This is a genomic window from Devosia sp. 63-57 (assembly GCF_001899045.1).
Classification (GTDB): Bacteria; Pseudomonadota; Alphaproteobacteria; order Rhizobiales; family Devosiaceae; genus Devosia; species Devosia equisanguinis.
Genome location: NZ_MKUY01000003.1, coordinates 408,144 through 422,156, shown reverse-complemented (window position 1 = coordinate 422,156; position 14,013 = coordinate 408,144). Strand labels below are relative to the sequence as shown.

Sequence of the window (14,013 nt, the reverse complement as noted above, 5' to 3'; positions counted from 1 at the left end):
GCAGGCGGGCTTACAGCCAGCCCTTCCGCTTGAAGAACAGATAAGGCAGCACGGCGAACAGGATCATCAGGAAGATCGCGAAGGGATAGCCAAAATCCCAATGCAGTTCCGGCATGATGTCGAAGTTCATGCCATAGATTGAGGCTACCAAGGTGGGCGGCAGGAAGACGACGGCGGCGACCGAGAAGATTTTGATGATCTGGTTCTGCTCGAGATTGATGAGGCCCAGCGTCGCATCCAGCAGGAAGCTGGCGCGGCCATTGAGTCCCCTTGCATGTTCTCCAAGCGAGATGGCGTCGCGCTGCACGACCTTGAGCAGGTTGCGGTTTTCCTTGTTCACCGCGCTTTTGCGCGGTGTGTCGTCCATGGCGCCGTGATAGGCGGTTAGCCGCCCAATGCTGACAAGGCTTTCCTGGATCAGGTTCAGCAGTTCGGCCTTGGCGCCGATCTTTTCGATCACCGCCTGCAGGTCGCGCGTCTTCTTGGAGACGTTGCGCGACTTGTTGCGGAAGATGTCGCGGGAGATGTGATCGACATCGGTGCCAAGCCGCTCCAGCGCGTCCGCCATGCGGTCGATCAGTGCTTCCAAGAGGCCGAGCATGACATGTTCGCCGGTGCGTGAAGGTGTATCCTTCTGCTTGGCGGCGCGGACGCGATAGGCCGAAAAGGGGCGCGGATCGCACCAGCGCACCGTCACCAGCGTTGTGCCCTTGAGGATGAAGGTCACCGGCATCTTGATGGCGTCATCGGTATCGAGATTGGCCAGTGCCGTCATGGTCAGGAACTCGGCGCCGTCCTCGTGATAGAGGCGAGCGGAGAGTTCGATCTCGGCCATGTCGGCTTGCGAGGGGATGACGATGCCCAGGGCCTCTTCGACGGCGCGGTCTTCATCACGCGAGGGATTGATCAGATCAATCCAGACCAGGCCGCTGGGGTCGCCGGTGAATTCGGTTTCGGTCAGCAGATCGCTGGCGCAGGAGAAGGCTTTCAGCATGGCTGGCTCCATGGTTTGCCGGCGCTGTCGCGCGCCGGATAACCCGGGCGCTATAGCGCTTTGCTGCTCTTGATTGTCGATGCGTTCCGTAAGGAAGGGTCTGTCATTGCCCGGCCGGTCTAGACCTTTAGGCAGCAAGAGGCCAGCGCTAATTTAGCACTGGCACTGCGCAGTTTCGTGAATGTGGAACGAGGAATCGCGGACCGCCCTAACGGCGGCCGGCCACCATGGCAAAGAAACGATCCTGCTCGACGCGATCTTCGGCAAAGACCCCCGTGAAGCGGTGCGTAACCGTCTTGACGTCATGCGCCTTGATGCCACGCATGGTCATGCACATATGCTCGGCCTCGAGCATAACCGCCGCGCCGCGCGGGCCCAGGTTTTCGTTGATGGCGTCGATGATCTGCGCTGTCATGGTTTCCTGCGTCTGCAGGCGCCGTGCAAAAACTTCGACCAGCCGTGCCAGCTTGGACAGGCCCACTACGCCGTCATGGGGGAGGTAGGCGATATGGGCCTTGCCATAGAAGGGCACCATGTGGTGCTCGCAATGGGCGTAGAAGGGAATGTCCCGGACCAGCACCAGATCGTCGTAGCCACCGACCTCCTTGAAGGTCTTGGACAGCACCGCTGCTGCATCCTGGCCATAGCCGGCGAACAGCTCGCCATAGGCCTTGGCGACGCGCGCGGGGGTGTCCAACAGGCCCTCGCGATTGGGGTCGTCTCCGGCCCAGGCGATCAACGTCCGCACGGCGGCTTCGGCTTCTTCCTTGGTCGGGCGGGGCAATGCGACCTGGCTCGTGGTCGCTGGCTTGAGCGGCTTGACTGGGGCGTCCATAGGTCGGGCTCCTTGCGTTGCGACCGCTTGATATAACGTGGCTGTAGGCGTGTCGGATCATGTCAGCAGCAGATTGTTCTGACAGTCCGCTGGAGAGCTCCTATATAGAAGCGGAACGAGACCGGAACAAGAAACAGAATTGCCGCCGCCATGGAGCTCAGCGATCTCTATTCCGAAAAAATCCTCGACCTGGCCGGCAATGCGGTCCAGCCGAGGCGCCTGACCGATGCCGACGCTTCGGCGCGCAAGGTCAGCCGCGTCTGTGGCTCGGTGATCGAGGTCGACCTCAAGGTCGAGGGTGGCGTGATCGTCGCCTATGGCCACGACGTGTCCGCCTGTGCTTTGGGACAAACCTCTGCCGCCGTGGTGGCGCGCGAGGTGGTGGGTACGCCGGTGCCCGAGTTTCTCGGCGTACGCCAGCAGATGCACGACATGCTCAAGGCCGGTGGCGTGCCGCCTGCTGGCAAATGGTCCGATCTCAAATATCTAGAGCCAGTGCGGGACTATCCCAACAGGCACATGTCCACCCTTCTGGTGTTCGATGCCATCGCTCAGGCGCTGGAAAAGCTCGAGTCGGCACAAGAGGTTGCGGCGCAAAGCTGATGGATCGATTCATGACGCAATTATGGCGGGCGATAGATTTCCCCTTCAAGGTGGCCGCGGTCTTCCTCATCACACTCTATCGCTACACCTTCTCCGCCTTTATGGGGCGCACCTGCCGGCACATGCCCAGCTGCTCGGAATTTACCCGCGACGCGATCTGGCAATTCGGGTTCTGGCCCGGCGGCTGGATGGGGCTGGCGCGCTTCTGGCGCTGCCGGCCCGGCGGCACTCACGGTTACGATCCGGTGCCCTCGAGCTTGCCGGAGCGGGGGCGCTGGTACTTGCCGTGGCGTTACGGACAGTGGCGAGGGGAAAAGCATGAGCACGCTTAGGGGCGGGTGCCTGTGCGGCGCTGTCGGCTACGAGGTCGAAGACGCTTTTGCCGCGGCCTTTTATTGCCATTGCTCACGCTGCCGACGTGCTACCGGCTCGGCGTTCAAGCCGATGGCTGCGATCAAGACGGGTCGTCTGCGCCTGACCCATGGCGCCGAGCTTGTGCTGTATTATGGCACGCCGCCCCGGAACCACGATGTTCATTGCGGGACCTGCGGTTCGTTCCTCTATTCCGTCATCGCCGACAACGGCAACACCCATGTGGCCATGGGCACGCTGATCGATGCGCCCACGGTGCGCCCGTCTTTCCACATGTTCGTCGGCTCGAAAGCGCCCTGGTACGAGATCACGGACAGCCTGCCCCAGTTCGAGGGCATGCCGGAATGACCGGCATCTAAAGGCTGGCATCGCCTGGAAATCGTGCTATTCAGGCGCCCTTGCAGCGACAGGCGCTGCACTCAACCCAATTTCTGGAGACATGAAATGTCGATCAAGGTGACGTTCCCCGATGGTGCATCTCGCGAGTTCCCGCGCGGCACCACCGGCACCACCGTGGTCGAAGGGATCTCCAAGAGCCTGGCCAAGAAGACGGTCGCCATGAAGTGGAATGGCGTGCTGTCCGATCTTGCGGACCCGCTCGATGCCGACGGCAAGATCGAATTCGTCACGCGCGACAGTGGCTCCAAGGACGTGCTGGAACTGATCCGGCACGATGCCGCGCACGTGCTCGCCGAGGCGGTACAAGAGCTCTGGCCGGATACGCAGGTGACGATCGGTCCGGTGATCGAGAACGGCTTCTACTACGACTTCTATCGCCAGCAGGGCCCGTTCACGGAAGACGAGCTGCGCACCATCGAAAAGAAGATGAGCGAGATCATCGATCGCGGCGCAGCCTTCACCAAGGAAGTGTGGACCCGCGATCAGGCCAAGGATTTCTTCCGCGCCAAGGGCGAAGAGTTCAAGGTCGAACTGGTCGATGCGATTCCTGCTGACCAGTCGTTGAAGATGTACAAGCAGGGCCAGTGGATCGATCTTTGCCGCGGCCCGCATATGCGTAGCGTCAAGGATGTCGGCCAGGCGTTCAAGCTGACCAAGGTGGCCGGCGCCTATTGGCGTGGCGACAGCAATCGCGAGGTGCTGAGCCGCATCTATGGGACGGCTTTCGCGAGCAAGGAAGAGCTCGACGCCTACCTCGTCATGGTGGAAGAGGCCGAAAAGCGCGACCACCGCAAGATCGGCCGTGACCTCGATCTCTTCCATTTCCAGGAAGAGGCGCAGGGCTCGGTGTTCTGGCATCCGCGCGGATTTGTCATCTACAACCAGATGGAAGCCTATATCCGTCGCCGCCTGAATGGCGCCGGCTATGTCGAAGTCAAGACGCCCCAGCTGATGAACGCCAAGTTCTGGGAACAGTCCGGCCACTGGGGCAAATATCGCGAAAACATGTTCGTGGTGCCCGATGTGGTGCCCAACACCGACGAAGACGGTCCGGTGTTCGAAGAGGTTGGCGACCTCCTGGCGCTCAAGCCGATGAACTGCCCGGCGCATGTGCAGATCTTCAACCAGGGCATCAAGTCCTATCGCGACTTGCCGCTGCGCATGGCCGAATTCGGCTGCTGCCACCGCAACGAGGCCCATGGCGCGCTGCATGGCCTGATGCGCGTGCGCCAGATGACGCAGGACGACGCGCATATTTTCTGCCGCGAAGACCAGATCCAGAGCGAAACCGAGCACTTCGTGCATCTGCTCTATTCGGTTTATGGCCATCTCGGCTTCGAAAACGTCGTCATCAAGCTTGCGACGCGCCCGGAGAAGTTTGGTGGCACCATCGAGCGTTGGGATGCCGCAGAGAAGGCGCTGGGCGATGCCTTGCGCGCGACCGGCTATGACTTCGAGATCGCGGAAGGCGAGGGTGCTTTCTATGCGCCCAAACTTGAATTCCATCTCAAGGACGCCATCGGCCGGTCCTGGCAGGTCGGCACGCTGCAGCTCGATTACGTGCTGCCCGAGCGTCTCAACGCCACCTATGTGGCCGAGGACGGTTCGCGCCAGTTCGCCGTGATGCTGCACCGCGCCATCCTGGGATCGCTCGAACGTTTCATCGGCATTCTGATCGAGAACCATGCCGGCAAGATGCCGATGTGGCTGGCCCCGACCCAGGTTGTGGTGGCCACCATCGTCTCGGAAGCCGATGATTACGCCGAAAAGCTGGTGCGCCAGCTGCGTTCGGCCGGCATTCGGGCCGAGATCGACACGCGCAACGAGAAGATCAACTACAAGGTGCGCGAGCACTCGGTGCAAAAGGTGCCGCTGCTGTTCGTGGTCGGCAAGCGCGAGGCCGAGGAGGGCAATGTCTCCATCCGCCGTCTCGGCACCGAGGGCCAGCAGGTGCAACCGTTCATGGATGCGCTGGTAGCGCTGATGGCGGAGGCGACCCCGCCCGATCTCAAGGAAGCCGGGCAGAAAGCGCTCTGATGCCACAGCGTCCATCGAACCGCGAAATGAAGGCCCTCTATCATCTGGGAGAGGACAAAATCCTCGGCCCGGATGACTTCAAGGATATCGGCGAAAAGACCTTTGCCGGCATGCTGAAGAAGAAATGGGTCGAAGAGGTGGAGCCGGGGAAATTCCGCACCACCGAAAAGGGCCGCGTCATTCACGACGAGGAAGTCTATTTCACCGGGCGGTGGAAACGGTAGACTGCGTTTTAACCCCCACCCAGCCTCCCCCTGAAGAAGGGGGAGGAGCAGGCCTGTGGGTGAGAATAGATCGAGCCACCCACGCGGTGGTTTCCTCCCCTTCTTCAGGGGAGGACAGGAGGGGTATCTTGGCCGATCCGATCATGATCACCCGCTCCATTTCCATCGATCCCAGCGAGATCGAGGAGTCATTCGTGCGCGGGTCTGGGCCCGGTGGACAGAATGTCAACAAGGTCGCCAGCGCGGTGCAATTGCGCTTCGACCTTGCCAATTCCCCAAATCTTTCCGAGCCGATGAAGCGTCGCGTCGCCGCGCTTGCCGGTAGTCGTATCACCAAGGATGGCGTTATCGTCATCACTTCCAATTCGCATCGCGACCAGCCGATGAACCGCGCCGAAGCCCAGGCACGACTGGTGGCGCTGTTGCGCGAGGGGGCCTTTCCGCCCAAGCCGCGTATCGCCACGCGTCCCACCCTCGCGTCCAAGAAGCGCCGGCTCGAGGGCAAGACCATTCGCTCCGGCGTCAAGAAAATGCGCAGCGCACCGCCCGCCGACGACTAGACTTTTTTGTGAGCCGAACGTGCGGCCCACCCGTATTGTCCCTGTGCGCCACGTGCGGAGTGAGATTCGAGATGAAAATCGCCATTGTCGGTGCCGGCTATGTCGGGCTGGTGACGGGGGCAGGCCTGGCCGATTTCGGCCACCAGGTGACCGCCATCGATGTGGATGCCGACCGCATCTCGGCGCTGCAGCAGGGTGTGGTGCCGATTTTCGAGCCCGGTCTCGATGAATTGCTCAGCCGCAACATGGCCGCCGGCCGGCTGGTCTTCACCACGTCGTTTGGTGCGGCCGTCGCCGAAGCCGATGTGGTTTTTCTCGCGGTAGGCACCCCCAGTCGTCGGGGCGATGGCCATGCCGATCTCAGCTATGTCTATGATGCCACGCGCAAGGTCGCCGAGCATCTGGATGGCTTCACCGTAGTGGCGACAAAGTCCACCGTGCCCGTCGGCACCGGCGACGAGGTAGAACGCATCCTCGCCGAGCATCGACCTGATGCCGATGTGCTGGTGGTCTCCAACCCCGAATTCCTCCGCGAAGGTGCGGCGATCGAAGACTTCAAGCGTCCCGACCGCATTGTTGTCGGCATCGAAGATGAGCGGGCCCGAGCGGTGATGACCGAAGTCTATCGTCCGCTTTATCTCAACCAGGCGCCGCTGCTGTTCACCAATCGCCGCACTGCCGAGCTGACCAAATATGCGGCCAATGCCTTTCTTGCCATGAAGGTCAGCTTCATCAACGAAATGGCCGAGCTTTGCGAGCGCGCCGGCGCTGATGTGCAGGAGGTGGCGCGGGGCATCGGGCTCGACAGGCGCATTGGCAGCAAATTTCTTCATGCCGGGCCCGGTTATGGCGGCTCCTGCTTCCCCAAGGACACGCTGGCTCTGGTCCGCACGGCGGCAGACCACGATGTGTCGCTGTCCCTCGTGGGGGCCACCATTGCCGCCAATGCACGTCAGCGCTTTCTGATGGTCGACAAGATCGTCGGGGCTTGCGGTGGCGATGTCAGCGGCAAGACAATCGGTCTGCTTGGCCTCACCTTCAAGCCGAACACCGACGATATTCGCGACGCCCCGGCAATCGACATTGCCACCATGCTGATGGAACGCGGCGCGCGCGTCGTTGCCTATGATCCGCAGGGCATGGCGGCGGCAGCTTTAGTGGTGCCGGGCGTGGTCATGGCCGAGGATGCCTATGCGCCCGCCGACACAGCCGATGCCTTGGTGCTCGTTACCGAATGGAACGAGTTCCGCTCCCTCGATCTTGCGCGGGTGGCTGGCGTCATGAGGCACCCGGTCTTTGTGGATCTGCGCAATGTCTACCGCCGCGAAGAGATGCAACGTGCGGGCCTGCGCTATATGAGTGTCGGCCGCCCTGATGCTGAAGAGCCGAGGCCATGACACGTATTTTAGTCACCGGCGCTGCTGGCTTCATCGGTTTTCATCTCGGCCGCCTGCTGCTCGAAAGCGGCCATGATGTTGTCGGGTTCGACGGTCTGACGCCCTATTATGATACCGCCCTCAAGCACGAGCGCCTGGCACAATTGCAGCGTTTTGGCACCTTCCGCTTTGTTGAGGGCATGCTTGAAGATGCAGCATTGTTGAGGCGGACGGTGTCCGAGGCCAGGCCGGAGATCGTGGTGCATCTCGCCGCCCAGGCCGGTGTTCGCTACAGCCTCGAGGCGCCACAGAGCTATATCCAGTCCAATGTGGTGGGCACGGCCAATCTGCTCGAGGCTCTGCGGGCGCATCCGGTGCGGCACCTGTTGTTCGCCTCCACCAGCTCGGTCTATGGCGGCAATACAAAGCTGCCCTTCGTCGAGACCGATCTGGCCGATCATCCGGTGTCTCTCTATGCCGCCACCAAGAAATCTGGCGAGGCGATGGTGCATTCCTATGCCCATCTCTTCGGCATTGCCTCGACTGCGGTGCGCTTTTTCACCGTTTACGGGCCTTATGGCCGCCCCGATATGGCCGCCATCAAATTCGCCGATGCCATGCTGTCGGGCCGGTCCATCGATGTCTATGGCTATGGCCGTATGCGCCGCGATTTCACCTATGTCGACGATCTCGTGGCGTCCATCTCTGCTCTGCTCGATGTGGTCCCGGTTCAAGGGCAGGGGGTCGCCGGGGACTCGCTTTCAGCGGTTGCCCCTTATCGCGTGGTCAATATCGGTGGCGGTGCGCCTTCGGAACTGATGGACTTCATTGCCGCGCTAGAGGAGGCGCTCGGCGTCAAAGCCGAACTGAACCTGTTGCCCATGCAGCCGGGCGATGTGGTGGCCACCTTCGCCGATACCAGCCTGCTCAATACCCTCGTTCCCGGGCTCTCGCATACGCCGATGCGTGAGGGTGTGCGGCGGTTTGCAGACTGGTACAAGCCCCGTCACGGCATGGCAGCCGGTAGCTTATCGACACGATAGGGACCAGACCGAACAGTGGGTTGCTGGCGCCAGATGAATTCGCGGACGAAGGTGAGCGCCAGAATTTGCAAGTCCAGCGCCAGCGAAAAGTTGCCGATATAGGCCAGGTCGTGCCGCACCCGTTGCGACGCCGTGCCAAGATCGTGCACCGGTCCCCGATATCCGTTGCATTGCGCCCAGCCTGTCAGTCCCGGGCGCATGTTCAGGCGTAGCGCATAGCCGGGCACCGCCGCCTCATAGAATAGGCCCGACACCAGCATGTCAGGCACATGCGGGCGCGGCCCGACCAGCGACATCTCGCCTGCGAGGATGTTCAGCAGCTGCGGCAATTCATCGATATTGTAGCGTCGGAGGATGGCGCCGAGCGGGGTCAGACGTGGGTCATCGGCGGAGGACACCAGCACCAGTCCGGCGCTGTCACAGCTGTCGGCCGCCAGCGTGCGAAATTTGAGGATGCGAAACCGCGCCCCATCCTTGCCGACGCGCCATTGCCGAAACAATACCGGTCCACCATCTGCAGCCTTGATGACAATGGCTGTCGCCAGGAGCAACGGCGCCAGCAGGGCCAATCCAACGATCGAGCCTATGACGTCGATCATGCGCTTGATCGCCAGAGGCCAGGGATTGGGTAAAGCTACCGCTATGTTGTCTGGCTCGGCGACAGATAAGCCGCTGGCCAGCTCAACATTTCTCAATTTATGCGTAGTGACGTTCCTGCATGAACAATGTTCGGCCTGGAATGCATAGCAGGTCTCCTCGGGCAATTGCATTCCAGTGCCTCATTCCATGTATTTTTACGTATTGTTAACTATTTTGGACTTGGCCAGAATTGGGACATCTACCAATGCGCTACGTGCCTCTGCCTAGGTGAATTCAGCATAACAACTGTCCGCGTTTGTCCAGACAAAGGAAGAGGGTGCCGTGCAAGGCGATGGTCTGGATATCGGCGCGATCGTGGATGTGCTGCGGCGACGGGCCAGAACGGGCCTCGCTATATTCGCGGGCCTGATGATCCTCGCCGTGGTGATCATCCTGCTGCTGCCCACGCGCTATGCGGCAACGGCGCTCGTGGCGGTTGATCCGTCCCGGATCGAGCCCCTGCAACTGGATTTCGCCGCGCCGCCGCTAGGCTCGGTCGATGCGGCCCGGGTCGAAAGTGAGGTGGAGATCATCCGTTCGGTGCCAACGCTTCTGCGCATCGTCGATCTCGCCGACCTGCTGGAAAATCCTGACGTGCTCGGGCGCCCAGTTCCCATCGTGCCAGCGGGCGAGGCGACCAGTGCAGATTGGGCCATGGCCATGGAATGGCTGGTTCCCCGTCTTCGTATCGAGCGGCGGGGGCTGACCTATATTATCGCGATAACAGCCGAAACCGCCTCGCCAGCACTCTCGGCCCAAATCGCCAACGCTGCGGCGCAGGCCTATCTCGAGGGACAGGTGGCGGCAAAGCGACAGGCCCTGACGCAGGCGCTCGATCTTCTCGGACAGCGCCGAAGCGAGCTCGGCTTGTCGCCTGCAATTGGCGGCGACGTCGTGGGCATGAACCGGCTGACCCAACGCATGAGCGATCTCGAGGGGCAATTGGACCTGCAGGTTGCTGACAGTCGCATCGTCGCCAATGCGCCTATGCCGCTGCTGCCGTCCTTCCCCAATACACGGTTGCTCCTTGTCTTTGCAGCTATCTCATCGGCCGTTCTTGCCATCGCGGCGGTGCTTGCGGTGGATGCCTATGCTGGAGGCTTCCATAGCCTGGAGGAACTGGAGAGCGCGACTGGGCGTGAGGTGGTGTCGACCTTGCCCGCCACCATGGCCCGCCGCTCCGGCTGGAAAACACGGCCGGGACCACCACCCGACCTCGACAATTTGGATGGCCATTCGGCCTATGCTGAAAGCCTGCGGCATCTGCGTTTCCGCCTGGATGGCGCGCTCGCCACAGGTGCGCCGCCTGATGCGGAACGAGGGCGGGTCATTCTCATGACTTCGGCCCTGCCGCAGGAAGGCAAGTCCATCAGCGCGCTGCTGCTGGCTCGTGCCTATGGGGGCATGGGCAAGAAGGTGCTGCTTCTCGACGCCGATCTGCGCACGCCAGCGATCGGCCGGCTGATGGGTATTGCCGGGGGCACAGGCCTGCACGACTATCTGCGCGGAAAGATGCTGCCAGACCGGATCGATGCCATTCTGGCCGCCGATCCCATGACCGGAATTTCGGTTGTTCCCGGGTTTGGCGTCCACCGGCAATCGGTTGAAAATCTGTTGGCCGGCAGGCCCATGGCCCAACTGATCCAGGCCGCCGGCCGGGCCTATGACATCGTCATCATCGATACACCGCCAGTAGGGCGGCTGGTGGATGCTGCCTATCTCGCCCGCTTTTGTGACGCGGCAGTGCTGCTGGTCCGCTGGAGCCGAACCCCGCAGCGCGATGTGCTGCGGGCTCTCGATACCATGGCCCATGCCGGTCGCCCGAATTTGCCGGTATTGCTCGCCATGACCGAGTATCCCGCCGCCCAGCACTTTCCGCAGATCCGGGAAGAAAACACTTATGCCTGAATACGCGCACTGCTGTTGCTGTTGCTACCGGAGGCCGCGATCGACCTGCCGAAATTCATGCAAGACTTCTTGCCTGGTGAGAAATTGAGGCCTTGTACTGGGGTCTGGCCGTAAATCTACCCTAATGTAACACGGCTTGAACTATGCAAATTCATAGGCGCGGATTGTCGCCGATAGCGCAGCGGCAGCCTGCAGTGCCGGCGTTATTTCGGGGGCAGTGGTTGTGTCGGACAAAGTGGCGCTGATTACCGGCATTACCGGGCAGGATGGTGCATTCCTGGCGCGGCTGCTGTTGGAGAAGGGCTATGTCGTTCATGGCCTGCGCCGCCATGCCTCCATGTCCAACCTCGGCCGGATAGAGCGACTGATCGGCGACGACGCGGAACTGTCCCAACGCCTGACCCTGCATTATGGCGACATGAGCGATGCCGCCAGCCTGACGCGCGTCGTGGCGGCCACGCGGCCGGACGAGATCTATAACCTGGCAGCGCAAAGTCATGTGCGCGTTTCCTTCGCCACGCCCGAGCTTACCGCCAATATCGATGGGCTTGGCGCTTTGCGCCTGCTCGAGGCCATCCGCGTGGCCGGCCTGGAACAGCACAGTCGCTACTATCAGGCCTCCACCTCCGAACTTTTCGGCCAGGCCCGCGACGTACCGCAGAATGAGAATACGCCATTCTATCCGCGCTCGCCCTATGCGGCGGCGAAGCTCTACGCCCATGCGATAACCATCAATTATCGCGAAGCCTATGGGCTGCATGCCAGCAATGGCATCCTTTTCAACCATGACAGTCCCCTGCGCGGCGAGAGCTTCGTGACCCGCAAGGTATCGCTTGGCGTGGCCGCCATTCACCTGGGCCTGCCGCAAAGTCTGGTGCTGGGCAATCTCGACGCGCAGCGCGATTGGGGCCATGCGCGCGAATATATGGAGGGCGCCTGGCGTATGCTGCAGCAGCCGTCGCCGGGCGACTATGTTCTCGCCACGGGCGTCGCCACCTCAGTCCGCAATTTTGTCGAACTGGCCTTCGCCGAAGTTGGCATTGCGCTCGACTGGCAGGGGCGGGGGGAGGACGAAAAGGGTTTCGATCGAACCACCGGCAGATGTCTCGTCGCGGTCGATCCAGCTTGTTTCCGACCCACCGATGTTGAGTTGCTGCTCGGCGATGCCAGCAAGGCACGACGGGAACTGGGCTGGGCGCCCAAGGCAAGCGTGCAGGATATCGCTGCCGAAATGGTGCGCGCGGATATCGAACTGCTTAGCCGCCGCCTGGATCCGGGGCGGTGGTGAGCATGTTTGATCTCGGGGGCAAGCGCATCTGGATTGCCGGCCATACCGGAATGGTGGGGCGGGCCCTCGCGCGGCGTCTGGAGCGCGAAGACTGCCGCCTTGTTCTCGCCGATCGGCGCGCACTCGATCTGACGCGGCAGGCCGAGGTCGAGGCCTTCGTAGCGGCGCAGCGGCCGGATGCGATCATCGTTGCCGCGGCGCGCGTCGGCGGCATTCTGGCCAATGATCGTGAGCCGGTGCCGTTCCTGCTCGAAAACCTCGCCATCGCCACCAATATCTTTTCGGCCGCCCATGCCGCCAATATCGGTCGCCTGCTCTATTTGGGGTCCAGTTGCATCTATCCGCGCGATGCCGCGCAGCCCATTACCGAGGCGGCGCTGCTGACTGGCCCGCTCGAGCCGACCAATCAATGGTATGCCGTGGCCAAGATCGCCGGGGTCAAGCTGGCCGAAGCTTATCGCCGCCAGTTCGGCCGCGACTATATTGCCGCCCTTCCCACCAATCTTTATGGCCCCTGGGACAATTTCGATCCGGTCCGTGCCCATGTGCTGCCGGCGCTGATCGCCAAGGCCGATGCGGCACGCGCGCAGCGATGGGCGAGGCTCCCTGTTTGGGGCAGTGGCCGGCCGCGTCGCGAATTTCTTCATGTCGATGATTGCGCCGAAGCGCTGGTTCTGTTGCTGCGCAGCTATTCCGGCGATCTGCCGGTCAATGTTGGCAGTGGTACCGATATTGCCATTGCCGATCTGGCGCGAACCATCTGCGACACTGTCGGCTTCGACGGTGAGATCGTGTTCGATACCAGCAAGCCCGACGGCATGGCCCGCAAGCTGCTCGATGGCGCCGCAATGAGCGCTCTCAGCTGGAGACCTCGTATCGGTCTCGAGGATGGAATCCGCCAAACCTATGCGTGGTTTCAGGCGCAGCGGGCAGGGGCGGGGGCATGAGCGGGTCCGCGACGACATATGACGTCTTGGGTGTGCCGATTGCCGTCACCACCCTGCCGGACGCCACGGACAGTATCGAGGCCTGGGCCGGCGAACCCATCGGCCGCTTCATCTGCGCCCGCGATGTGGCTAGTCTCATGGCCATCATCGATGATCCTGTGCTGTCGCCGCTGCATGGAGAGGCGGCGATGATCGTCCCCGACGGCATGCCGCTGGTGTTCCTGGGACGACTGCAAGGTCATGCGGTGGAGCGGACCTGTGGTCCTGATCTGCTGCCATTCGTTTGCGCGCGGGACAATGGCCTGCGCCACTATCTCTATGGCGGCGGCGAGGGCACCGCCGCGCTTCTGGCGCAGCAGTTGCGGCAGCTCAATCCGGCCATTTCAATTGTCGGGGTAGAGACCCCGCCCTTTCACCCGCCGACGGCAGCTGAACAGGCCGACACCCTGCGGCGCATTCGGGATAGCGGCGCCGACATCGTCTGGGTGGGGCTGTCCTCACCCAAGCAGGATGCCTGGATGCGTGACAACTATCGCGAGATCGGGCGGCTGCTGATCGGGGTCGGGGCTGCCTTTGACTATCATGCGGGACGCAAGCGGCGGGCGCCGCGATGGATGCAGATCAACGGCCTCGAATGGGCCTATCGCCTGCTGAACGAGCCGCGCCGCCTCTGGCGCCGCTACCTGGTGCTGGCGCCGCGTTTCGTCTGGCGCGTAGGCTTGCAGGCCCTGAGATCGCGAGGGCGGCCGACATCGGCGCAGTCGCTCAGGGGCAAGGGTAAATGAACG

General features: G+C 62.1%; 15 protein-coding genes. 12 read left to right on the top strand and 3 right to left on the bottom strand.

Features of this window, described 5'->3' with window-relative positions:
* Positions 1–10 precede the first annotated feature (10 nt).
* Both corA and folE read right to left on the bottom strand, forming a co-directional pair.
* Complete coding sequence (corA, locus tag BGO80_RS02150) at positions 11–994, bottom strand: magnesium/cobalt transporter CorA (RefSeq protein ID WP_126150169.1); 984 nt, start codon at positions 992–994, stop codon at positions 11–13.
* Between the two features lie 208 nt (positions 995–1,202).
* A complete protein-coding gene (gene folE / locus BGO80_RS02145; RefSeq protein ID WP_126150168.1) occupies positions 1,203–1,829 on the bottom strand; it encodes a GTP cyclohydrolase I FolE in 627 nt (208 codons plus the stop codon).
* A 150-nt stretch (positions 1,830–1,979) separates the two neighbouring features.
* On the opposite strand from folE, the gene BGO80_RS02140 reads away from it, so the two are divergent.
* From BGO80_RS02140 to BGO80_RS02105, 8 genes are all read left to right on the top strand, one after another.
* Positions 1,980–2,432, top strand: coding sequence for an iron-sulfur cluster assembly scaffold protein (locus tag BGO80_RS02140; protein WP_286718715.1), 453 nt, complete (start codon positions 1,980–1,982; stop codon positions 2,430–2,432).
* Between the two features lie 11 nt (positions 2,433–2,443).
* A complete protein-coding gene (yidD, locus tag BGO80_RS02135; protein ID WP_286718713.1) occupies positions 2,444–2,764 on the top strand; it encodes a membrane protein insertion efficiency factor YidD in 321 nt (106 codons plus the stop codon).
* Positions 2,751–3,152: a GFA family protein gene (locus BGO80_RS02130; RefSeq protein ID WP_286718710.1), complete on the top strand. Its 402-nt coding sequence runs from the start codon at positions 2,751–2,753 to the stop codon at positions 3,150–3,152. Before yidD ends, BGO80_RS02130 begins: the two co-directional genes overlap by 14 nt.
* Before the next feature lie 96 nt (positions 3,153–3,248).
* Positions 3,249–5,240, top strand: a complete 1,992-nt coding sequence (thrS, locus tag BGO80_RS02125; protein WP_286718708.1) for a threonine--tRNA ligase — start codon at positions 3,249–3,251, stop codon at positions 5,238–5,240.
* On the top strand, positions 5,240–5,464 hold the full coding sequence (locus BGO80_RS02120; protein ID WP_126150163.1) for a hypothetical protein: 225 nt from the start codon (positions 5,240–5,242) through the stop codon (positions 5,462–5,464). Before thrS ends, BGO80_RS02120 begins: the two co-directional genes overlap by 1 nt.
* Positions 5,465–5,592: 128 nt before the next feature.
* A complete protein-coding gene (gene arfB, locus BGO80_RS02115; RefSeq protein WP_353744180.1) occupies positions 5,593–6,024 on the top strand; it encodes an alternative ribosome rescue aminoacyl-tRNA hydrolase ArfB in 432 nt (143 codons plus the stop codon).
* 71 nt (positions 6,025–6,095) lie between these two features.
* A complete protein-coding gene (locus tag BGO80_RS02110) occupies positions 6,096–7,421 on the top strand; it encodes a UDP-glucose dehydrogenase family protein (RefSeq protein ID WP_286718705.1) in 1,326 nt (441 codons plus the stop codon).
* A complete protein-coding gene (locus tag BGO80_RS02105) occupies positions 7,418–8,443 on the top strand; it encodes an NAD-dependent epimerase/dehydratase family protein (protein WP_286718703.1) in 1,026 nt (341 codons plus the stop codon). Before BGO80_RS02110 ends, BGO80_RS02105 begins: the two co-directional genes overlap by 4 nt.
* Here BGO80_RS02105 and BGO80_RS02100 read toward each other — a convergent pair.
* Positions 8,407–9,213 (bottom strand): sugar transferase, encoded by an 807-nt coding sequence (locus BGO80_RS02100; protein WP_286718700.1) that lies wholly within the window; start codon positions 9,211–9,213, stop codon positions 8,407–8,409. The genes BGO80_RS02105 and BGO80_RS02100 overlap by 37 nt on opposite strands.
* Before the next feature lie 151 nt (positions 9,214–9,364).
* Here BGO80_RS02100 and BGO80_RS02095 point away from each other — a divergent pair, with 151 nt between their 5' ends.
* The 4 genes from BGO80_RS02095 to BGO80_RS02080 all read left to right on the top strand — a co-directional run bounded on the left by BGO80_RS02095 (position 9,365) and on the right by BGO80_RS02080 (position 14,010).
* Positions 9,365–10,990: a tyrosine-protein kinase domain-containing protein gene (locus tag BGO80_RS02095; RefSeq protein WP_286718697.1), complete on the top strand. Its 1,626-nt coding sequence runs from the start codon at positions 9,365–9,367 to the stop codon at positions 10,988–10,990.
* Positions 10,991–11,195: 205 nt separating this feature from the next.
* Positions 11,196–12,278, top strand: coding sequence for a GDP-mannose 4,6-dehydratase (gene gmd, locus BGO80_RS02090; RefSeq protein ID WP_502686538.1), 1,083 nt, complete (start codon positions 11,196–11,198; stop codon positions 12,276–12,278).
* Positions 12,279–12,280: 2 nt separating this feature from the next.
* Positions 12,281–13,225: a GDP-L-fucose synthase family protein gene (locus BGO80_RS02085; protein WP_286718692.1), complete on the top strand. Its 945-nt coding sequence runs from the start codon at positions 12,281–12,283 to the stop codon at positions 13,223–13,225.
* Positions 13,222–14,010, top strand: a complete 789-nt coding sequence (locus BGO80_RS02080) for a WecB/TagA/CpsF family glycosyltransferase (RefSeq protein WP_286718689.1) — start codon at positions 13,222–13,224, stop codon at positions 14,008–14,010. Before BGO80_RS02085 ends, BGO80_RS02080 begins: the two co-directional genes overlap by 4 nt.
* Positions 14,011–14,013: the final 3 nt, after the last annotated feature.